The organism is Xylophilus sp. Leaf220 (genome assembly GCF_001421705.1).
Lineage (GTDB): Bacteria > Pseudomonadota > Gammaproteobacteria > Burkholderiales > Burkholderiaceae_C > Xylophilus.
The window spans coordinates 32,191-50,636 of record NZ_LMKO01000010.1 but is presented as its reverse complement, the minus strand read 5'-3'; the positions used below and the strand labels follow the sequence as shown (position 1 = coordinate 50,636).

Below are 18,446 nucleotides of genomic sequence, written 5' to 3'. Positions count from 1 at the left end.
CGCCACACACCGATATAGCCGCCCCGCGTCTTGACCTGCAGGTCGGCGCTCGACTCGGTGTACTCGCCGTTGGGCAGGCGCACCTGTTGGGACCAAACTAGACCAGGCAGAAACCACAAAAAGATAAGTGCGGTCACCAGGGTTGCTGTGAATGTATTCCGGTGACCCAGACTACAAGCTACCCTGTGACAAATTCGAACGCTGATGCTTTTGAAAACCACCACTATCCACCCCTAAAATCATATTGTTACATAAATAACAATATGTTACTTATTAAGGTATTGTGGGGCATGTTGAGAAATAGATCGAGGAAAGGTATTTGATCCGACAGCCAGCACCGGCGGAATCTCCCGCGCCAGGAAGTCGTAGACCGTGCGCACCCGCGGATCGACCCGGATCTCCCGGTGCACCGCCAGCCAGCAGGGCAGCGCCCCGGGCCTGAAGCCCGGCAGCACCGCGACCACGCCCGGCCAGTGGTCGATCGCGTAGCGCGCCACGAAGCCCAGGCCGGCGCCCTCGGCCACCAGCCGGCCGTAGACGATGTGGTTGTCGGTGCGCAGCGCGAAATCGCCGCGGGCCAGCGCCAGGCCGGCACGGGCGAAGCCGCGCAGGATGGTCTCGTCGCGGTCGAAGCCGATCAGCCGGTGGGCGGGCAGGTCGTCCGGGCTGCGCAGCGGCGGGGCGGCGCGCAGGTAGCGCGGATGCGCCGCGGCCACCACCTCCACCTCGCCCAGCTTGCGCGCCACCAGCGATTGCTGCACCGGCCGCACCATCCGCACCGCGATGTCGGCATCGCGCCGCAGCAGGTTGGAGAGATCGTTCGACGCGACCAGCTCGACCTGGATCTGCGGATGCGCCTGGCCCAGCCGCGCCAGCACCGGCGGCAGCAGCCAGGCGGCGGCGGCCTCGCTGGTGGTGATCCGCACCGTGCCGTGCGCCGCCGACCGCGCCGCCGCCAGGTCCCGCTGCACCGCCGCCGCGGCCTCCTGCATCTGCCGTGCCGCGCCCACCACCGCGCGCGCCGCCGCCGTGGGGGTGACGCCTCGGCCGGTGCGCTCGAACAGCGGCGCACCCAGCTGCGATTCCAGTTCGGCCACGTGGCGGCTCAGCGTCGGCTGCTGCATGCCGGTGCTGCGGGCCGCCGCCGTCAGGCTGCCGGCATCGAGCACCGCCAGGAAGCTGCGCAGCAAGGTCCAGTCGAAGGCCGTGTGTGACGTATCCATGCGGAAGTGTATAGCTCGCATGCGGCCGACAGCGTAGCGCCGCAGGGTGCCTCCCACGACACTGCGGGCCACGGCGGACGCCCCGCCCTTCCCCACAGGAACCCTCGCCATGCCCGGTACCACCTCTTCCACCCCAGCCTCCGTGCTGGTCCTGGGCGCCCGCGGGCGCTTCGGCGCAGCGGCCGCCGCCGCATTCGACGCCGCCGGCTGGCAGGTGGTCGCCCAGGTGCGGCACGGCACGGCGCCGGGCCTGCCGGCCCGCGCCAGGCTGCTGGTCGCGCCGCTGGGTGCCGACGGGCAGCCGGTCGCCGAGGCGCTCGCCGCCCACGGCCTGCCGGCGCCGCAGGTGGTCGTGCATGCCGTCAATCCCGCCTACACCCGCTGGGACGAAGAGGCGATGCCGGCCGCCCGTGCCGCGATGGCGCTGGCCGGGCGGCTGGGCGCCCGCTTCATGCTGCCGGGCAACCTCTACAACTACGGCGCCGGCATGCCGCCCCGGATCGACGCCGACACGCCGCAGCGCCCCACCACGCCCAAGGGCCGGCTGCGCGTCGACCTGGAGGCCGAACTGGCCGACCGCGCCGCAGCCGGCCGGCTGCGCGCCACGGTCATCACCGCGGGCGATTTCTTCGGCGCCGGCCGGGGCAGCTGGCTCGACCTGGTCATCGCGAAGCACCGCGCGCGCGGCCGGCTCGACTACCCGGGCGACCCGGCCGTGCTGCACACCTGGGCCTACCTGCCCGACCTGGCGCGCGCCTTCGTCGCCGCGGCGGCGGTGCCGCAGGCCGCGCCGTTCGAGCGCTTTCTCTTCGCCGGCCACGCGGTCACCGGGCATGAATTCCTGGCTACGCTGGAGCAGGCCGCGGCCGATGCCGGCCTGGCGCCGGCGCGGGGCTGGCGGCGCGGCGGCGGGCTGCCGTGGGGGCTGATGCGCGCGCTGGGCCCGGTGGTGCCGCTGTGGCGCGAGGTGGTCCGGATGCGCTACCTGTGGCAGGTGCCGCACGCGGTGGACGGGCGCCGGCTCGCGGCCGCTGTGGGTGTCCCACCGGCGACGCCGCTGCGCGCAGCGTTGGCGGCGGCCCTGCGGGATCTGGAAAAGACCACGCCCCCAGCGGCTGCCTGAGCACGGCCCGGCCGCATCGCCGGCCGCATTCCACACCGCATCCCGGCGTTTCGCGCCGCCCGGATGCGCTCCATCGCATGGCAGTTCCCGGCATGCGCCGGCCCCGGCACAGTGCGAGCCATCGGTGCCCCGCGCACCCCGTCCGCCGCCCTTCCGGGCCACCAGGAGCCGCACCATGACCAGCCCTCTCGCCATCCTCCAGCACACGCCCACCTGGGTCTTCGGCGTCTTCGCGCTGCTCGCCTGGCTGGGTGGCCGGCAGCTGCGCCGGCACACGCTGCCGCTGTCGCGGGCCGTCCTGGTGCCGCTGGGCATGGGGACCTGGTCGCTGTACGGCACCCTGTCGGCCTTCGGCGACCGGCCGCTGGCACTACTGGCCTGGGCCGCCGCGGCGCTGCTCGCCGCCACCTTCGTGCTGCGCCGTCCGCTGCCCGCCGCGGCCTCCTACGACCCGGCCGCGCGGCGTTTCGACCTGCCGGGCAGCGCGGTCCCGCTCGTCCTGATGATGGGCATCTTCGCCACCAAGTTCGCCGCCGGCGTGGCGCTGGCGCTGCATCCGGCGCTGGCGCACGACGCCGTCTTCCCGCTCGCGGCCTGCACGCTGTACGGCGGCTTCGCCGGCAGCTTCCTGGCCCGGGCGCTGCGGCTGGGGCGGATGGCGCTGCGCCAGCAGCTGCCGGCCGGGGCCGCGCTGAACTGATACGCCGCCATGCTCACACGTCCCCCAGAATCCCACCCCATGAACACCCCGCTGTCCCCCGACGAAATCGACCGCATCGCCCGCCGGCGGGCGGGTGCCAAGCTGGGCTGGTACGTGCATGCGGCGGTGTACCTGGCGGTGAACCTGGGGCTGGCCGGCCTGGCGTTCGCGACCGAGCAGCGGCGCTGGTCGGTGTTTCCGGCGCTCGGCTGGGGCCTGGGGCTGCTGCTGCACGGCGTCTCGGTCTGGGTGCTGGGATCGGGCAGCGGCCTGCGGGAGCGGATGGTGGAGCGCGAGCGGGCGCGGCTGCGGCGCCGGCAGGACGGCCTCTGATGGGCGTTGCCGCCCACCCCGCGCCGGAAGGCATCGCCCGGCTGCGGCGCGGACTGCAGACCTGGGCGTTCTGCCTGGCGATCTCGTCGGTGCAGGTGTTCGTGGACCCGGCTAAACGCTATCTGGTGGAGCTGGTCTATTCGCTCAGCATCGGCACCGCCTGCTGGTTGCTGGCCGAGCTGTCGCGGCAGGTGCTGCGGCGCCCTACCGACCCGGGCGGCTGGCCGCACGACTGGCGCGGCGCGGTGCTCTTCGTGTTCAGCGTGGCGGGCGGTTTCTTGGTCGGCACGCTGCTGGCCGATGCCTGGTTCGGCTGGTCGTCATGGGACGGCCACGGCGACGTCAAGCGCTCGGTGGCGGTCACCGCGGTCGCGGGCTTCGGCATCACCTACTTCTTCCACAGCCGAGGCCGCGCCGCGCACCTGGAAGCCGCCGCCCGCGAGGCCGCCCGCACCGCCACCGAATCGCGCCTGAAGCTGCTCGAGACGCAGCTGGAGCCGCACATGCTCTTCAACACCCTGGCCAACCTGCAGGCTCTGGTGGCGACCGACCCGCCGCGGGCCGGAGAGATGCTCGACCACCTGATCGCCTACCTGCGCGCCACCCTGGGCGGCTCGCGGGCCACGCTGCATCCGCTGCAGGCCGAGTTCGCCCGGGTCGGCGACTACCTGGCGCTGATGCAGATCCGCATGGGCGGCCGGCTGGCGTTCGCGCTCGACCTGCCCGGCGCGCTGGGAGCAGTGCCGGTGCCGCCGCTGCTGCTGCAGCCCCTGGTCGAGAACGCGATCCGCCACGGGCTGGAGCCGCAGGTCGAAGGCGGCCGGATCGACGTGTCGGCCCGCACCGAAGGCCAGGGGGCGCAGGCGCAGCTGTTGCTGGAGGTGCGCGACACCGGCATCGGCCTGCCCGCCGCCGCGGCCCTGCCGCAGGCCGGCAGCGGCTTCGGCACGGCCCAGGTGCGCGAACGGCTGGCCGCGCTGTACGGCAGCGCCGGCGCTATCGAAATAATAGCTAATGGCCGGCGCGGGACGCTGGCCAGCGTACGATTTCCCTTGCATTTCGAGCATCCGCAGGAGCCACCGGCCCGATGAGCCCCACCGACCCCTCCCTCCCCGCTGCCGGCGGCCCCACCGCCCTGATCGCCGAGGACGAGCCGCTGCTCGCCGCCGCGCTGGCCGCGGCCCTGGCCCGCGCCTGGCCGGCGCTGCGCATCGTGGCCACGGTGGGCGATGGCGCCTCCGCGGTGCGCGAGGCGCTGGCCCGTGCGCCGGACGTCCTGTTCCTCGACATCCGCATGCCGGGCCTGAGCGGGCTGGAGGCCGCGGCCGCGCTGGCCGACGAATGGCCGGCCGCGCAGCCGCTGCCGGCGCTGGTCTTCGTCACCGCCTACGACCAGTACGCGGTGCAGGCCTTCGAGGCGCAGGCGGTCGACTACCTGCAGAAGCCGGTGCAGGCCGACCGGTTGCAGAAGACGGTCGAGCGGCTGCAGGCGCTGCTGGCCGCGCGCCGTTCGGCCCCGCCGGCCGGGGACGAGCCCTATGCCCAGCTGCGCCGCCTGCTGGCCGCCCTGCCCGGCAGCGGCACCTCGCCGCCCGCCCCCGCCACCGTCGCACCGCTGCGGCTGATACCGGCCAGCGAGGCCGGCAGCGGCGGCACGGTGCTGCGGATGGTGCCGGTCGACGAGGTGCTCGCCTTCGAGGCCGCCGACAAGTACGTGCGGGTGCTGACCGCCGGCCGCGAATACCTGATCCGCACCCCGCTGAAAGAGCTGGTTCCGCAGCTCGACCCCGAGGTCTTCTGGCAGATCCACCGCGCCGTGCTGGTGCGGGCCGCGGCCATCGACACCCTGCAGCGCAACCCGGCCGGCCAACTGCACCTGGCGGTGCGCGGGCTGGGCGAGCGCTTCGTCGTCAGCCGGCTCTACGCGGGGCGGTTCAAGGCGATGTAGCGGCCGCGTTCGCCGCACCGGCAGCCGGGGGCTCGGCCGGCAGCAGCACCTCGACCCGCAGGCCGAGGCCCTCGGCGCCGGCCAGCAGGCGCAGCCGGCCGCCGTGCAGCCGGGCGATCTCGTCGGCAATCGCCAGGCCCAGGCCGCTGCCCTCGCCCTGCGCGCCGGGCGACCGGTAGAAGCGCGACAGCACCCGCGGCCGCTCGTCCGGGGCGACGCCCGGGCCGTCGTCCTCCACCTCCAGCCGGGCGCCGCCGCCGTGGTCGGGGCCGCAGCGGATGGTGACGGTGCCGTAGGCATGGGCGTACTTGACCGCGTTGTCGACCAGGTTGCCCAGCATCTCGCGCAGCAGCCAGGCGTGGCCCAGCGTGCGGGCCGGCACCACCTCCAGCCCCAGGTCGATGCCGCGCGCCGAGGCGGCGTCCAGGTGCGTCTCCAGCATCGATTCGCAGAGTGCCTTGAGGTCGACCGGCGCCGGCTCCTGGCCCTGCAGCGCATGGGCGTCGGCTCGCGACAGGGCCAGCAGCTGGTGCGCCAGCTGCGAGGTGCGGCGGGTGGCGTCGCGCAGCTTGTAGACGTCGTTTGCTTCCAAAAGCATAGCACCAGGCCGGCGCACCACGCCGGCTGCAGGCACTTTCGACTCGGATTCCTGGCGGATCGCCGCCTGGGCCCAGGCCTCGACCTGGGCCTGCAGCCCGGCCAGCGGGGTGCGCAGCTGGTGGGCCGCGTCGGCGACGAAGCGGCGCTGGCTCTCCGACTGGGCGTTGACCAGGCCGAAGAGCCGGTTGAGCGCCTGCACCAGCGGCCGCACTTCCTCGGGCGAGGCCCGGGCGTCGAGCGGGCTCAGGTCGCGCGGCGAACGGTGCTGCACCGCCTCGGTCAGCGCGGTCAGCGGGCGCAGGGCGTGCTGCACCGCCAGGTGCATCGCCAGCGCCGCCAGCGCCAGCAGCACCAGGTTGGGCAGCAGCGCCCGCAGCAGCAGCGAGCGGCCCCACTGCTGGCGGGGATCGGAGCCGTCGGCCAGCTGCATCACAAGCTCGCCCGCCGGCGTCTGCACCCGCTGGGCGACGATGCGGTAGACCACGCCGTCGTGCTCGCGGCTGAAGAACTCGGGTTCGCGGGTGCCGGGGCGCATCGCGTCGATCCAGTCTTCGCCGTAGAGCAGGCGGCCGTCTTCCGAGGTGACGCTGTAGGCCGCGTAGCCGTGGCGCTCGCGCAGGAATTCCTCGACCGGCGGGGCGAGCAGCAGCGTCGGCATGGCGCGGGCGCGGTCGGGCACGACGATCGAATCGGCCATCAGCGGCACCATGCGCAGCAGCTGCGCGTCCTGCTGCAGCGCGGCGCTGTCGGCCGAGCGGTAGTCGAGCCAGGCGCTGAAGGCGGCCAGCAGCACCAGCGGCAGCAACAGCAACACCAGCAGCCGCCGCTGCAGCCCGAGCCGCATCGAGCGCCAGCGGCGGTGCGGCGAAGGGGCCGGCGCGCCGGGCGCTGCCGGCGGGGCCGCGGCGGTCCCGGCCTCAGGCAAGGGCGCGCCCGGTCAGCTCCAGCCGGTAGCCGAAGCCGCGGATCGCCCGCAGCGCCACGCCGTGCGGCTCCAGCTTGCCGCGCAGCCGCGAGACATAGACCTCGACCGCGTTGGCGGTGATCTCCTTGTCCCATCCGGTCAGGGCCTGCAGCAGCTTTTCCTTGCTGGCGGGCTTGGGGGCGTGCAGCAGCAGGTACTCCAGCACCGTCCATTCGCGCGGACCCAGGTCGAGCGGCTGGCCGTCGATGCTGCCGCGGCGCTGCGCCGTGTCCAGCTCCAGCGGGCCGAAGCTCAGCACCGCCGAACTGGCCGCCTGGGAACGGCGAAGCAATGCGCGCAGCCGGGCCAGCAGCTCCGGCAGCTCGAAGGGCTTGACCATGTAGTCGTCGGCGCCCAGGTCGAGGCCCTGCACCCGGTCCTGCAGCGCGTCGCGCGCCGTCAGGATCAGCACCGGCAGGGTGTGCGCGTCGCGCCGCAGCCGGTGCGTCAGCTCCAGCCCGTCCATGCCGGGCAGGCCGATGTCGATGACGGCCGCGTCGAAGCGTTCGGTGCGCATCACCTCCTCGGCCCGCTCGCCGCTGCCGACCCAGTCGACCGCATAGCCGGCGCCGCACAGGCCCAGCTTGATGCCGCTGGCGAGCATGACGTCGTCTTCGACCAGGAGCAGTCTCATGGATGGATGGATGTGTGAAAGGCAGGAGGGCCGCGGAGCCGACACTGCAAAGATAGCACCCGCCTCCCGGGCCGCGCCCCAGGGCATGCCCCATGGTGCGAACGACGCGGGCACGCCAGCGTCGTGGGAAGGCGGGTATCGTGCCGGTCGGCCCGCACTACCTTCCTCGTATCCACATGCCTGCCAGCGCCCTGATCGTCACCCTGCAGATGGACCCCGCGGCCGCCGAACGCTTCACCGCCCTGCGGCGCGCCCATTTCCCGCCCGCGCGCAACTGGCTGGAGGCCCACGTCACGCTGTCCATGCGCTGCCGGTGGCGTCGCTCGACACGGTCCTGGCCGATGCGGCGGACCTGGCGGCGCGCACCGGGGCTTTTGCGTTGCAGGTGGACCGGTTGCTGTTCCTGGGAGCGGGCGTGGCCTATCTGCTGTCGTCGCCCACCGCCACCGACGTGCGCCGCACGCTGGCCGGACGCTGGGACGCACTGCTCGGGCGGCAGGACCGCCAGTGGCACGGCCGGCTGCACGTCACCGTGCAGAACAAGGTCGCGCCCACCACGGCGCGCGCGCTGCAGGCCGCGCTCGAACAGGATTTCGTGCCGCATGCGGTGGGCGCCACCGGCCTGCAGGTCTGGTACTACGAGGGCGGGCCGTGGCGGCATGCGGCCACGTTCGCGTTCGCCGGTGCGGCCGGCGGCCCCGCAGGCGGCTGAAACGCGGTCTCGCCGGTCAGCGGGTCGATAGCACCAGCAACGCCCGTGCCTGCGCACGCCCCACCCGCGACAACGCGTGGGTCAGGTAGCCGGGGAAATGGATGCAGTCGCCCACCGTCAGCCGCTCGGTGCGGTCGGAAAAACTCACGTCGATGGTGCCGGACAGCACGTAGAGCATTTCCTGGCCTTCGTGCTGCGCATGGACCGCCGCGCCGTCGGCACCGGGATAGATCACGAAGGCCTCGAACGAACCGACCGAATGGCCGTGCAGCAGCGGTGCGAACTGGTGCTGCGCCGGTTCGTCGGCCCGGTAGCGCGGCGCCAGGTCGCTCTGGCGGGTGACCTTGATGTCGGCCTTGTCCAGCGTCTCGCCGACCAGGTGGCCGATGCTGGTGCCCAGCGCGGTGGCGAGCTTGGCCATGACCGAGATCGAGGGTGTCTTCAACCCGCGCTCCAGCCGCGAGATGTGGGCCTTGTTCACGCCGATGGCGTCGCCAAGCTCCTCCACCGTCATCTGCTTGAGCCGGCGCAGCGCCTTCATGCGGGGACCGAAGCTCGCGAATGCGCCGGCGGTGGCGCCGGCATCTGCCGGCAAGGGCGCCAGCGGGACGGCGGCATGCACCGCGGAAGACTTGGGAGACGGCATGTTGCGATGTTGACATAAGTCAACGTGTTGACCAGAATAGGTCAACACGTTGACTGAGGCCTGCGGGCTGCTCGCGGCCATGGCCGGCCTGCCCTTACTTCCTATCCAAAAAGGACATCCATGCGCAGCGACCAGGACATCAAGGATTCGGTTTTTCGCGACCTGCAGGAGAAGGCCTCGCCGGTGTCGTACAGCCCGAGCGAGCAGCTCGCGCTGGCCTGCCGGATGCTGGCCGAGGAAGGCCACTGGGCCAACGGCCTGGCCGGCCAGATCACCGCCCGCGGCGAGGCGCCGGGCACCTACCTCACACTGAAGTTCGGCATCGGCGCGGACGAGGCCGTACCCGGCAGCTTCATCCTGGTCGACGACGACCTGCAGCCGCTCGACGGCGTCTCGCTGCCCAACCCGGCCACCCGGTTCCACCTGTGGGTGTACCGCCACCACCCGGCGGTGAACTGCATCGTGCATACGCATCCGGCGTCGGTGTCGGCACTGGCCATGACCGGCCAGCCGCTCGCCATCGCCTGCATGGATGCGACGCCTTTCTACGAGAACTGCGGGCACCTGGAGGAATGGCCCGGCCTGCCGATCACCAACGACGAGGGCCGCATCATTTCGCAGGCGCTCGGCGACCGCAACGCGCTGCTGCTGGCCCACCACGGGCTGCTGACGGCGGGCAGGACGGTGGCCGAGGCGACCACCCTGGCCATCTGGATGGAGCAGGCAGCCGGCATGCAACTGCGGGCCGCCGCCGCCGGCACCATCCGCCCGGTGCCGGGCCACCTGGCACGCGAATCGCGCGACTTTCTGCTCAAGCCGCAGATCACCGACATGACGTTCCAGTACTTCGCACGCCGCGCGCTGCGCGCCGATCCGGCCTGTCTGGCCGGCTGACCGCGCGCAGCTCGCCGACCCCGAGCCGATTCGTACCTCCTCCCACGAAAGACCGCCATGCACCGCCGCGCCCTGCTCTCCACCACCGCCGCACTGGCCGCCGTCTCGGCACCCGCCCTGGCCCAGGGCAACCCCGCCGTGCGCTGGCGCATGCCGTCGAGCTTTCCCAAGTCGCTCGACACCGTCTATGGCTGCGCGCAAGCGATCTCGGACACGGTGCGCAAGCTGACCGATGGAAAGTTCGTCATCAGCCCGTTCGCGGCCGGCGAGCTGATGCCGCCGCTGGCGATCCTGGACGCGGTGCAGGGGCGCAGCGTCGAATGCGGGCACACGGCCGGCTTCTACTACGTGGGCAAGGAACCTGCGCTGGCGTTCGACACCGGCGTGCCCTTCGGCATGACGCCGCGCCAGCACAGCGCGTGGATGGCGCGCGGCGGCGGGCTGGAGTTGATGCGCGGCGTCTACGACCGGTTCGACGCGGTGCAGATCCCGTGCGGCAACACCGGCGCGCAGATGGGCGGCTGGTTCCGCAAGGAGATCAAGCAGGTCAGCGACTTCGAAGGCCTGCGCATGCGGGTGCCGGGCCTGCTGGGCAAGGTCTACACGAAGCTCGGCGCCACGCCGCAGCAACTGCCGGCGGCGGATGTCTACCCGGCGCTCGAGAAAGGCACGCTGGACGCCGCCGAATTCGTCGGGCCCTACGACGACGAGAAGCTGGGGCTGTCGAAGGTGGCACGCTACTACTACGGCCCGGGCGTGATGGAGCTGGGCGCCTCGCTGTGCTTCATCGTCAACAAGAAGGCCTGGGCGGAGTTGCCCGAAGCCTACCGTGCCGCCTTGGAGGCCGCCTGCGCCCAGGCCGGGGCCGACATGCTGGCCAAGTACGACGCCAACAACGTTCCGGCCCTCAAGCGCATCGTGGGCGCCGGCGCCCGGCTGAGCTACTGGCCCAAGCCGGTGATGGACGCGCTGCACAAGGCCACCCGCGAGGTGATGGAGGAAGAGTCGAAGACCAACGAGACGTTCGCCAACGTCTACGGGAAGTGGCGCAGCTTCCTGGACGAGCAGCTGCTGTGGGGCTCGGTCAACGACGGCGCCGCCGAGCAGTACATGCTGGGCACCCGCCGCAAGACCTGACGCCGCGGCGCCGCCGCGCCCGCCCATCTCCATCCGCCTGCCGGGAAACACGCCCGCGCCGCGCTTTTCCATAGGGAAAACCCCGCCGATCCGCGTCAGCTTAATTTCAGCGCGGCGCGCGGGCCCGGCAGTACGATCCGCCAGCCCTGCCGCAGGGACGCCCCGCGGCGCGCGGGCGTGCTCCCGTTTCGCGGCTTTCCCGAAGAAAGGCATCGACGTGTCCGTCCTCCTCAAATTCGCTTTCCTGGTCGACTGGATCAGCACCCGGCTCGGCAAGCTGGCCGCCTGGGCGGTGCTCGCCGCGGCGCTGATCTCGGCGGGCAACGCCTTCATCCGCTACGGCTTCGACGTCAGCTCCAATGGCTGGCTGGAGATCCAGTGGTACCTGTTCGCCGCGGTGGTGATGCTGGGCGCGCCGGTGGTGCTGCAGCTCAACGAGCATGTGCGGGTCGACATCCTCTACGGCAAGCTCAAGGGCCACGGCAAGGTGTACGTCGACATCCTCGGCCTGGCCCTCTTCCTGATCCCGGTGATGGCCATGCTCGCCTGGTTCAGCTGGCCGCTCTTCATCCGGATGTACGAGACGCACGAGATGTCGGGCAACGCCGGCGGCCTGATCCGCTGGCCCGCGATGCTGCTGCTGCCGCTGGGCTTCGGGCTGATGGTGCTGCAGGGCCTGTCCGAGATCATCAAGCGGGTGGCCTACCTGATGGGCGTGCACCAGATGGACACGCATTACGAAAAACCCGTCCAGTGAATTCGCTCTCCCCCAGGCTCCGCACTTCGTGTCTTCGCCAACCCCCTTCCGGGGGCGACGCTGGCGGACCGGCAAAGCCGGATCCACTGCGTCCTCGGGCAAGCCCAAAACCATTCCCTAACTGAGTAGTGCCATGCAAATGGAAAATTTTGCCCCGATGATGTTCGGGGGGCTGGTGCTGATCATGCTGATCGGCTTTCCGGTGGCGTTCTCGCTGGCGGCGCTGGGCCTGGCCTCGGGCTTCTTCGCGATCGAGATGGGCTGGTTCCCGGCCAGCTTCATGGCCAACCTGCCGCTCAACATGTTCGGCATCCTGAGCAACGAGCTGCTGCTGGCGATCCCGTTCTTCACCTTCATGGGCGCCATTCTCGAGAAGTGCGGCCTGGCCGAGGACATGCTCGACTCGATGGGCCAACTCTTCGGCCCGGTGCGCGGCGGGCTCGGCTACTCGGTGATCATCGTGGGCTTCATCCTCGGCGCGATCACCGGCACGGTGGCGGGCCAGGTGATCGCGATGGCGCTGATCAGCCTGCCGGTGATGATCCGCTATGGCTACAACATGCGCTACGCCACCGGCGTGCTGGCGGCTTCCGGCACCATCACCCAGCTGGTGCCGCCGTCGCTGGTGCTGATCGTGATGGCCGACCAGCTCGGCCGCTCGGTGGGCGACATGTACAAGGGCGCCTGGGGCCCGTCGATCCTGCAGGTGCTGATCTTCGCGGGCTACACCTTCATGCTGGGCGTGTTCAAGCCGCACCACGTGCCGGGCGTGCCGAAGACGGCGCGCACCCTGCACGGCTGGGCGCTGTGGCGCAAGTGCCTGCGCGGCATCCTGCCGGCCGCGGCGCTGATCTTCGCGGTGCTGGGTTCGATGGGCGGCCTGCCCGGCATCAACGTCGCCATCGCCACGCCGACCGAGGCCGGCGCGATGGGGGTGGTGGGCGCGCTGATCCTGGCCGCGATGCACAAGCGCCTCACCCGGCCGCTGATCTGGGAGGCGATGGTCGGCACGATGCGGCTCACCGCGATGGTGGTCTTCATCCTGATCGGCGCGCGTGTGTTCTCGATGGTGTTCCAGGGCGTCGACGGCGCGCTGTGGGTGGAGCACCTGTTGAGCGGCCTGCCGGGCGGCCAGACCGGCTTCCTGATAGTCGTCAACATCTTCATCTTCTTCCTGGCGTTCTTCCTCGACTTCTTCGAGATCGCCTTCATCATCCTGCCGATGCTGGGGCCGGTGGCCAACAAGCTGGGCATCGACCTGGTGTGGTTCGGCGTGCTGCTGTGCGTGAACATGCAGACCAGCTTCATGCACCCCCCCTTCGGCTTCGCGCTGTTCTACCTGCGCGGCATCGCCGACACGCTGTTCAAGGAGAAGCGCATCGCCGAGCCGATCAAGTCGAGCGACATCTACCTGGGCTCGATCCCCTGGGTGGTGATGCAGTTGCTGCTGGTGACGATCGTGATCTTCGTGCCGCAGACGGTGACGATGTTCCTCGACAAGGACGAGGTGATCGACCTCGACAAGGTCAAGATCGAGATGCCGGCCGAAGACGTGCAGCCGCCCGCGGCGGCCGAGTCGGCCGACGACGAGCAGAAGCGCGTCGAGGAGATGTTCAAGCAGGGCAACAAGTGATGGCGGTGCACGTGACCGATCCGCTGGCGCCGCTGGGCGCGCATTTCGGGCCGCCGCCGTTCCGCTTCGCGCCTGCGGGCGGCACCCTGGAATCGCCGGCGTTCTCGCCCGCCTTCCGGCTGCTGGCGGGCACGATCGTCGGCGGCTGCTGCTTGTGGGTGGCGCGGCTGTGGATCAATGGCGCGCTGCAGCCCGGCAGCGGCCTGGTGTGGGTCGGCGCGGGCCTGGCGATGATGCTGTGGACCCTGTGGCACCTGCTGACCAGCCGCACCCGATTGAGCGCAGAGGGCCTGCACCAGCGCTGGATCTGGGACAAGGCGATGCCGCTGCGGGAGCTGGCCTTCTGCAAGCTGATCCGGGTACCGGGCCTCGACTGGCTGATCGCGCCGCGGCTCTACGCCCGCACGCTCACCGGCAAGTTCACCGTGTTCTATGCGGCCTCGCCCGCGATGCTGGCCGAGTTCGCGCGGTTGCGGGACGAACTGCAGGCGTTCCGCCGGGGCGGCGCGCAGGTCTAGCGCCGGGGGGCCCGGTCAGCGGTGCGTCCACCACCGGTGCGCACCGCGGGCCGCCTGGTCGAGCATGAAACCCAGCGCACCGATCAGCACGATGGCGGCCATCAGCTCCGAATAGGCCAGCCGGTCGCGGGTGTCCAGCACGAAATAGCCCAGCCCGGCCTGCACGCCCAGCATCTCGGCCGGCACCAGCACGATCCAGACGATGCCGATCGCCAGCCGCACGCCGGTCAGGATGTGCGCGGTGATGCCCGGCAGCACCACCTGCCGGACCGTCTCCCACCGCGTGGCCGAAAGGCTGCGCGCCAAGGCCAGCCACTGCGGATCGAGCTGGGCCACGCCGGCGGCGGTATTGAGCACGATCGGCCACACCGCGGCGAACGCCAGCAGGAACACCACCGGTGCATCGCCCACGCCCAGCACCATCACCGCCACCGGCATCCACGACAGCGGCGACACCATGCGCAGGAACTGGAACAGCGGCCCCGTCGCCTGCGCCACGCTGCGCGACACGCCCACCGCGACCCCCACCGGCACGCCCACCGCGAAGGCGATGCCCAGGCCCGCGGCCACCCGCTGCAGGCTCAGGCCGATGTGCAGCCAGATGTCGCTGCCCGCCAGCAACTGCAGCAGTGCCGCCGCCGACACCCCGGGCGCGAAGGCCGCGGCGATCGGCGTGCGTTGCGCCAGCAGCGCGGTGCCGGCCGACCAGAACGCCACCGCGGCCAGCAGCCCGGCGATCGGCAGAAGCGCCCGCCGCATCAGCCGGCAAGCGTCTCGCGACGCGTGTAGTCGGCCGGCACGCCGAAGACCTGCGGGCCGCCCACCGCCTCGATCGCCTTGCGCACGAAGCGGTCGTCGACCAGGTCGCGCGCGACGAAGGCCGGATCGAGCTTCTCCAGAAAGTCGGCGGCGCCTTCGACCTTCGTCTGCTGGATGGCCCGCACCAGCTCCTGGGTGTACGAGGGGTACGGGTAGGGTTGGAAGTCGATCCGCCGTTGCTGCCAACCCTTGTGCCGCACGATGCCGCGGGCTTCGTAGTCGGCATAGTCGGTCGCGGCCAGAACCTTGGCGAGCGTCTGCGGTGGATGCGGCGTATAGCGACGCTCGCCGGCGTTGGAGAGCAGTTGCGCGGTCTGCAGCCGGTTGTCGCGTGTCCAGAGCTGGGCGCGCACCAGGGCGGTGGTCACGCGCTGCGCCCACTCGGGCTTCTCGGCCAGGTCGCGCTCGGCCAGGAAGGTGACGCAGCAGGCATGGTCGCGCCAGACGTCGCCCGAGAAACGCAGCACCTTGCCCACGCCCGCGATCTCGGCCGCGGCATTGAAGGGCTCGGCGACGATGAAGCCGGCGATGCTTTTCGCCGCCAGCGCCGACACCATCTCGGCCGGCGCCAGCACGACCAGGTTGACCTCTTTCGGCCCCACCGGCGCGCCGCGCGCACGGGTGACGGCAGACAGTCCGGCGTCGCGCAGCAGCCGCTGCAGCAGGATGTTGTGGACCGAGTACCAGAACGGCACCGCCACCGTGCGGCCGCCCAGGTCGGCCAGGCCGCCGATTTCGGGAAGCACCGTGAACGCCGATCCGTTGATGTGGTTCCAGGCCACCGTCTTGGCCGGGAATTTGGCGCCGTAGCGCACCCACAGCGTGGCGGGCGTCAGCAGGTGGATCACGTTGACCTGCCCGGCGACGAAGGCCTCGACCACTTGGGCCCAGCTGCGAAAGAGGCGGGGCGGTTCCGTCTTCAAGCCCTCTTTCTCGAACAGGCCCCGGCCATGGGCCACCAGCAGCGGCGTGGCGTCGGTGATGGGCAGGTAGCCGATCTTCACCGGCTGGTCGTCGCCCTTGAACGTTTGGGCACGGGCATCGCCGGCTGAGAGCAGCGGCGCGGCCACGCCGGCGCCGGCCAGGGCCGAGAGGCGCAGCATGTCGCGCCGCGTCAGGCCGCAGCCGCAGTCGGACGAGGCGCAGACATGGTGCCGCTGGGGCGCGGAATGGCTTTCGAGTAGGGACGTCGGTGCGGTCATGCCGGTGCTTTCGGGCGGTAGGAGAAAAAGGATGCGCGTGGCGGTATCAGGCCGGTGCGGCCGGGGCGTGCGGCGCATGCGGCGCATGCGACGCTTGCAGCGCCCCGAGGATGTCGAGGCGCAGCGCGGTCAGGTCAGCCATGTGCCGCTCGCGCGGCCGCGGCGCGGCCACGGCCCATTCGCGCAGCACCCCGCCGGGCCGGCCGCCCATCAGCAGGATGCGGTCGGCCACCAGCAGCGCCTCGTCGACATCGTGGGTGACCAGCAGCGTGGCGGCATGGCGGCGCTGCGTCACCTCCACGAGCAGGCGCTGCATGCCGGCACGGGTGATCGCGTCGAGCGCCGAGAACGGCTCGTCGGCCAGCAGCAGCGCAGGCTCCCGCGCCAGCGCGCGCGCCAGCGCCACCCGCTGGGCCATGCCGCCCGAGAGCTGGGCCGGGTACAGCGCGCCCTGGCCGGCCAGGCCGACGGCGGCCAGCGCATCGTCGGCCCGGCGGCGCAGCGCGTCGGTGCCGAGCCGGGGCTGGTGCTTGAACGCGAGCCCGAAGGCGACGTTGCGCGCCACGTTCAGCCACGGCAGCAGTCCGGGCTGCTGGAACACCAGCGCCGCGCGCGGATGCGGCGACTGCAGCGGCTGCCCTTCGAAGCGCACCGTGCCGGCCCGCTGCACCGCCAGACGTGCCAGCACCCGCAGCAGGGTCGATTTGCCGCAGCCGCTGCCGCCCAGCAGGCACACGGTTTCGCGCGGCGCGACCGACAGCGACACGCCGTCGAAGAGCGGCGGCGCGTCGCCGTCGCCGTAGCCGAAGGAGAGCCCCTCGGCCTGAAGCAGCGGCGGCGTCTGTGCGGTCTGCGGTTTCTCCAGCATCGGTGGCGCCATCAGGAAGCCGTTGCGGCCTGCGCGGCACCGGCGGCGTAGTGCGCCTGCAGCGCGCCCTGCAGTTGGGTCACGCTGGGCGTGACGATCGGGATGAACGCGGCCTCGCGCCAGCGGCGCGCGAAGCTCAGCGGCTGGTCCCGGTGGTATGCCTTTCCGCCGCCGGCCAGCAGTTCGAGATGCACCGCCTGCTGCGCCAGATCGGCCAGCGCGAGCCGCAGCCGGAACAGGGCCGCCGGCTGTGTGACGAAGCTGCCGTTCTGCAATCCCGCATTCAGTGCCTCCACCGTCTGGCCGAGTGTGCGGCCGTGCCGCTCCACCGGCGCGGCCAGCACGCCGCGTGCGGAACCAGCCGCCTCGGCGGCGGTGGACAGCGCTGCACGCGCCAGCCCGATCGACAGGCCGCACTGCAGCGCCAGGAAAGCGGGCCGTACCTGGGGCAGCCAGGCGTTCGCGTCGGGATGCAGCAGGTCGGACGCGCCGAGCGGCAAAGTGTCGATATCGAGCGCCGCAGTGTTGCTGCCCCGCAGCGCGATCAGGTCGAGGTCGGGGCTGCGCTGCAGGCCGGCCCGGCCCGCCGGCAGCGCCGCGACGAAGGGCGGGCCACCGCCGGGGCGCTGCACGGCGACCGCCGCCAGGAAGTCGCCCGGCGCGCCGCCGCGCAGGTTGGTGCACCACGGCACCCGGCCCTGCAGCAGCCAGCCCCGGCCGCCAACCGCATCGGTCGCATGCACCTGCAGTTCGGCGATGCCGCCCAGGTACTTCATCGCGTTGGACAGGCCCGATGCACCCGCGATCTCGCCGCGCAGCAAGGCCGGCAACGCGCGCTCCCGCAGCACCGCGTTGGGCGACTGCAGCAAATATTCGATGAAGGAGCGCTGCCCCCAGAAGACGAAGGCGGCCGCCAGCGACTGCCCCGCCACCGCGGCGATCGCCTCTACCGCATCTGCGGTGCTGCCGCCCTGCCCGCCCGCCGCCTGCGGCACGCCCAGGCCGAACAGGCCGGCCTGCGCCAGGCGCGGCACCACCTCGTGCGCATGGGTGGCCTCGGCATCGAGCGATTCGGCGTGGCCGGCCAGCCACGTACGCAGTTCCTCAGCCAGCACGGGCCGCCCCGGCGCTCGCATCGGCGGCCAGGGCCGCTCCGCCTGGCAGCCAGGGGTGCAGCTCAGGGTTGACCGGGCTCTGCGCGAGACTGTTGGCGAAGTTGCAGAGCGTGGCCAGGCTGATGCCCAGCACCACCTCCAGCGCCTCCTGGTCGCCCAAGCCGGCCGCGCGGAAGGCCTGCAGCGCCGCGTCGGTCACCTGGCCGCGGGTGACGATCACCGCTTCGGCGAAGACGCGCACCGCGTCGAGCCGCGCCTGCCCGGTGTCGCTGCCGGCCTGCAGCGCACGGACCGCGGCGGCGTCGAGGCCCGCCTGCCGCAGCGCGACCTTGCTGTGCCCCGCCACGCAGAAATCGCAGCCGTGCACCCGGGCCGCGGTGATCTGCACCACCTCGCGCTCGGCCAGCGAAAGCGCGGTGCGGCCGTTGATCTGCGACACCGTCTGGTAGGCCTCCAGCGCCACCGGCGCATTCGCCAGGATGCCGACCAGGTTGGGCAGGAAACCATTGGCGGTGGCGGCCCGCTCGACGGCGGGGCGGCTGGCTTCGGGCGCGGTGGCGGCGGTGTGGAGTGCGAGGCGGGTCATGGTCGGAACGGCGAGGGCCGGAGGGGGGATGGCT

General features: G+C 71.7%; 20 protein-coding genes. 11 read left to right on the top strand and 9 right to left on the bottom strand.

Annotated features, from left to right (window positions below):
- Positions 1-266 precede the first annotated feature (266 nt).
- A complete protein-coding gene (locus tag ASE76_RS08660; protein WP_082448218.1) occupies positions 267-1,223 on the bottom strand; it encodes a LysR family transcriptional regulator in 957 nt (318 codons plus the stop codon).
- 109 nt (positions 1,224-1,332) lie between these two features.
- Between ASE76_RS08660 and ASE76_RS08655 the strand changes: the two genes are divergently transcribed.
- The 5 genes from ASE76_RS08655 (at position 1,333) to ASE76_RS08635 (ending at position 5,327) form a co-directional block, all read left to right on the top strand.
- Positions 1,333-2,346 (top strand): NAD-dependent epimerase/dehydratase family protein, encoded by a 1,014-nt coding sequence (locus tag ASE76_RS08655; protein ID WP_055837790.1) that lies wholly within the window; start codon positions 1,333-1,335, stop codon positions 2,344-2,346.
- A gap of 175 nt (positions 2,347-2,521) precedes the next feature.
- Positions 2,522-3,046 carry a DUF6622 family protein gene (locus ASE76_RS08650; RefSeq protein ID WP_055837788.1) on the top strand — a complete coding sequence of 175 codons (525 nt, stop codon included), beginning with the start codon at positions 2,522-2,524 and terminating at the stop codon, positions 3,044-3,046.
- 39 nt (positions 3,047-3,085) lie between these two features.
- Positions 3,086-3,379, top strand: coding sequence for a 2TM domain-containing protein (locus tag ASE76_RS08645; protein WP_055837786.1), 294 nt, complete (start codon positions 3,086-3,088; stop codon positions 3,377-3,379).
- Positions 3,379-4,470 (top strand): sensor histidine kinase, encoded by a 1,092-nt coding sequence (locus ASE76_RS08640; protein WP_055837782.1) that lies wholly within the window; start codon positions 3,379-3,381, stop codon positions 4,468-4,470. Before ASE76_RS08645 ends, ASE76_RS08640 begins: the two co-directional genes overlap by 1 nt.
- Positions 4,467-5,327, top strand: a complete 861-nt coding sequence (locus ASE76_RS08635) for a LytTR family DNA-binding domain-containing protein (RefSeq protein WP_055837779.1) — start codon at positions 4,467-4,469, stop codon at positions 5,325-5,327. The genes ASE76_RS08640 and ASE76_RS08635 overlap by 4 nt, the downstream gene beginning before the upstream one ends.
- Here the strand turns inward: ASE76_RS08635 and ASE76_RS08630 are convergent.
- Entirely contained in the window at positions 5,314-6,771 is a 1,458-nt protein-coding gene (locus tag ASE76_RS08630; protein ID WP_055837776.1) for a sensor histidine kinase, read from the bottom strand. The genes ASE76_RS08635 and ASE76_RS08630 overlap by 14 nt on opposite strands.
- Before the next feature lie 73 nt (positions 6,772-6,844).
- Complete coding sequence (locus ASE76_RS08625; protein ID WP_055837773.1) at positions 6,845-7,525, bottom strand: response regulator transcription factor; 681 nt, start codon at positions 7,523-7,525, stop codon at positions 6,845-6,847.
- On the opposite strand from ASE76_RS08625, the gene ASE76_RS21465 reads away from it, so the two are divergent.
- Complete coding sequence (locus ASE76_RS21465; RefSeq protein WP_369793394.1) at positions 7,479-8,237, top strand: 2'-5' RNA ligase family protein; 759 nt, start codon at positions 7,479-7,481, stop codon at positions 8,235-8,237. The two genes, ASE76_RS08625 and ASE76_RS21465, sit on opposite strands and share 47 nt — an antisense overlap.
- A gap of 16 nt (positions 8,238-8,253) precedes the next feature.
- Here ASE76_RS21465 and ASE76_RS08615 read toward each other — a convergent pair whose 3' ends face one another.
- Complete coding sequence (locus ASE76_RS08615; RefSeq protein WP_055837765.1) at positions 8,254-8,883, bottom strand: XRE family transcriptional regulator; 630 nt, start codon at positions 8,881-8,883, stop codon at positions 8,254-8,256.
- 120 nt (positions 8,884-9,003) lie between these two features.
- Here ASE76_RS08615 and ASE76_RS08610 point away from each other — a divergent pair, with 120 nt between their 5' ends.
- From ASE76_RS08610 to ASE76_RS08590, 5 genes are all read left to right on the top strand, one after another.
- On the top strand, positions 9,004-9,777 hold the full coding sequence (locus ASE76_RS08610; RefSeq protein WP_055837762.1) for an aldolase: 774 nt from the start codon (positions 9,004-9,006) through the stop codon (positions 9,775-9,777).
- Between the two features lie 57 nt (positions 9,778-9,834).
- Positions 9,835-10,914, top strand: coding sequence for a TRAP transporter substrate-binding protein (locus ASE76_RS08605; RefSeq protein ID WP_055837760.1), 1,080 nt, complete (start codon positions 9,835-9,837; stop codon positions 10,912-10,914).
- 217 nt (positions 10,915-11,131) lie between these two features.
- Positions 11,132-11,671: a TRAP transporter small permease subunit gene (locus ASE76_RS08600; RefSeq protein ID WP_055837756.1), complete on the top strand. Its 540-nt coding sequence runs from the start codon at positions 11,132-11,134 to the stop codon at positions 11,669-11,671.
- Positions 11,672-11,804: 133 nt separating this feature from the next.
- Positions 11,805-13,304, top strand: coding sequence for a TRAP transporter large permease subunit (locus tag ASE76_RS08595; RefSeq protein ID WP_055837753.1), 1,500 nt, complete (start codon positions 11,805-11,807; stop codon positions 13,302-13,304).
- Entirely contained in the window at positions 13,304-13,822 is a 519-nt protein-coding gene (locus tag ASE76_RS08590) for a hypothetical protein (RefSeq protein WP_055837750.1), read from the top strand. Before ASE76_RS08595 ends, ASE76_RS08590 begins: the two co-directional genes overlap by 1 nt.
- 15 nt (positions 13,823-13,837) lie before the next feature.
- On the opposite strand, the gene ASE76_RS08585 is transcribed toward ASE76_RS08590, so the two are convergent.
- Genes ASE76_RS08585 through ASE76_RS08565 form a run of 5 tightly spaced genes read right to left on the bottom strand, consistent with a single transcriptional unit; the run spans position 13,838 to position 18,412 of the window.
- Positions 13,838-14,581 (bottom strand): ABC transporter permease, encoded by a 744-nt coding sequence (locus tag ASE76_RS08585; RefSeq protein WP_055837747.1) that lies wholly within the window; start codon positions 14,579-14,581, stop codon positions 13,838-13,840.
- Entirely contained in the window at positions 14,581-15,843 is a 1,263-nt protein-coding gene (locus tag ASE76_RS08580; RefSeq protein ID WP_055837808.1) for an ABC transporter substrate-binding protein, read from the bottom strand. Before ASE76_RS08580 ends, ASE76_RS08585 begins: the two co-directional genes overlap by 1 nt.
- Before the next feature lie 46 nt (positions 15,844-15,889).
- The gene (locus ASE76_RS08575) at positions 15,890-16,711 is read right to left on the bottom strand and encodes an ABC transporter ATP-binding protein (RefSeq protein WP_055837806.1); all 822 of its coding nucleotides are present in this window, start codon (positions 16,709-16,711) and stop codon (positions 15,890-15,892) included.
- 11 nt (positions 16,712-16,722) lie between these two features.
- Complete coding sequence (locus tag ASE76_RS08570) at positions 16,723-17,847, bottom strand: acyl-CoA dehydrogenase family protein (RefSeq protein ID WP_201781849.1); 1,125 nt, start codon at positions 17,845-17,847, stop codon at positions 16,723-16,725.
- Entirely contained in the window at positions 17,816-18,412 is a 597-nt protein-coding gene (locus ASE76_RS08565) for a carboxymuconolactone decarboxylase family protein (RefSeq protein ID WP_055837745.1), read from the bottom strand. The genes ASE76_RS08570 and ASE76_RS08565 overlap by 32 nt, the downstream gene beginning before the upstream one ends.
- Positions 18,413-18,446 lie beyond the last annotated feature (34 nt).

What these genes read in the sequence shown, in the direction of transcription:
- ASE76_RS08635 (WP_055837779.1), top strand. Translation starts at nt 4,467, where the DNA reads ATGAGCCCCACCGACCCCTCCCTCCCCGCTGCCGGCGGCCCCACCGCC.
- ASE76_RS08610 (WP_055837762.1), top strand. Translation starts at nt 9,004, where the DNA reads ATGCGCAGCGACCAGGACATCAAGGATTCGGTTTTTCGCGACCTGCAG.
- ASE76_RS08590 (WP_055837750.1), top strand. Translation starts at nt 13,304, where the DNA reads ATGGCGGTGCACGTGACCGATCCGCTGGCGCCGCTGGGCGCGCATTTC.
- ASE76_RS08640 (WP_055837782.1), top strand. Translation starts at nt 3,379, where the DNA reads ATGGGCGTTGCCGCCCACCCCGCGCCGGAAGGCATCGCCCGGCTGCGG.
- ASE76_RS08580 (WP_055837808.1), bottom strand. Translation starts at nt 15,843, where the DNA reads ATGACCGCACCGACGTCCCTACTCGAAAGCCATTCCGCGCCCCAGCGG.
- ASE76_RS08575 (WP_055837806.1), bottom strand. Translation starts at nt 16,711, where the DNA reads ATGCTGGAGAAACCGCAGACCGCACAGACGCCGCCGCTGCTTCAGGCC.
- ASE76_RS08570 (WP_201781849.1), bottom strand. Translation starts at nt 17,847, where the DNA reads ATGCGAGCGCCGGGGCGGCCCGTGCTGGCTGAGGAACTGCGTACGTGG.
- ASE76_RS08625 (WP_055837773.1), bottom strand. Translation starts at nt 7,525, where the DNA reads ATGAGACTGCTCCTGGTCGAAGACGACGTCATGCTCGCCAGCGGCATC.
- ASE76_RS08655 (WP_055837790.1), top strand. Translation starts at nt 1,333, where the DNA reads ATGCCCGGTACCACCTCTTCCACCCCAGCCTCCGTGCTGGTCCTGGGC.
- ASE76_RS08565 (WP_055837745.1), bottom strand. Translation starts at nt 18,412, where the DNA reads ATGACCCGCCTCGCACTCCACACCGCCGCCACCGCGCCCGAAGCCAGC.
- ASE76_RS08605 (WP_055837760.1), top strand. Translation starts at nt 9,835, where the DNA reads ATGCACCGCCGCGCCCTGCTCTCCACCACCGCCGCACTGGCCGCCGTC.
- ASE76_RS08660 (WP_082448218.1), bottom strand. Translation starts at nt 1,223, where the DNA reads ATGGATACGTCACACACGGCCTTCGACTGGACCTTGCTGCGCAGCTTC.
- ASE76_RS08615 (WP_055837765.1), bottom strand. Translation starts at nt 8,883, where the DNA reads ATGCCGTCTCCCAAGTCTTCCGCGGTGCATGCCGCCGTCCCGCTGGCG.
- ASE76_RS08645 (WP_055837786.1), top strand. Translation starts at nt 3,086, where the DNA reads ATGAACACCCCGCTGTCCCCCGACGAAATCGACCGCATCGCCCGCCGG.
- ASE76_RS08630 (WP_055837776.1), bottom strand. Translation starts at nt 6,771, where the DNA reads ATGCGGCTCGGGCTGCAGCGGCGGCTGCTGGTGTTGCTGTTGCTGCCG.
- ASE76_RS08650 (WP_055837788.1), top strand. Translation starts at nt 2,522, where the DNA reads ATGACCAGCCCTCTCGCCATCCTCCAGCACACGCCCACCTGGGTCTTC.
- ASE76_RS08595 (WP_055837753.1), top strand. Translation starts at nt 11,805, where the DNA reads ATGCAAATGGAAAATTTTGCCCCGATGATGTTCGGGGGGCTGGTGCTG.
- ASE76_RS21465 (WP_369793394.1), top strand. Translation starts at nt 7,479, where the DNA reads ATGCCGCTGGCGAGCATGACGTCGTCTTCGACCAGGAGCAGTCTCATG.
- ASE76_RS08585 (WP_055837747.1), bottom strand. Translation starts at nt 14,581, where the DNA reads ATGCGGCGGGCGCTTCTGCCGATCGCCGGGCTGCTGGCCGCGGTGGCG.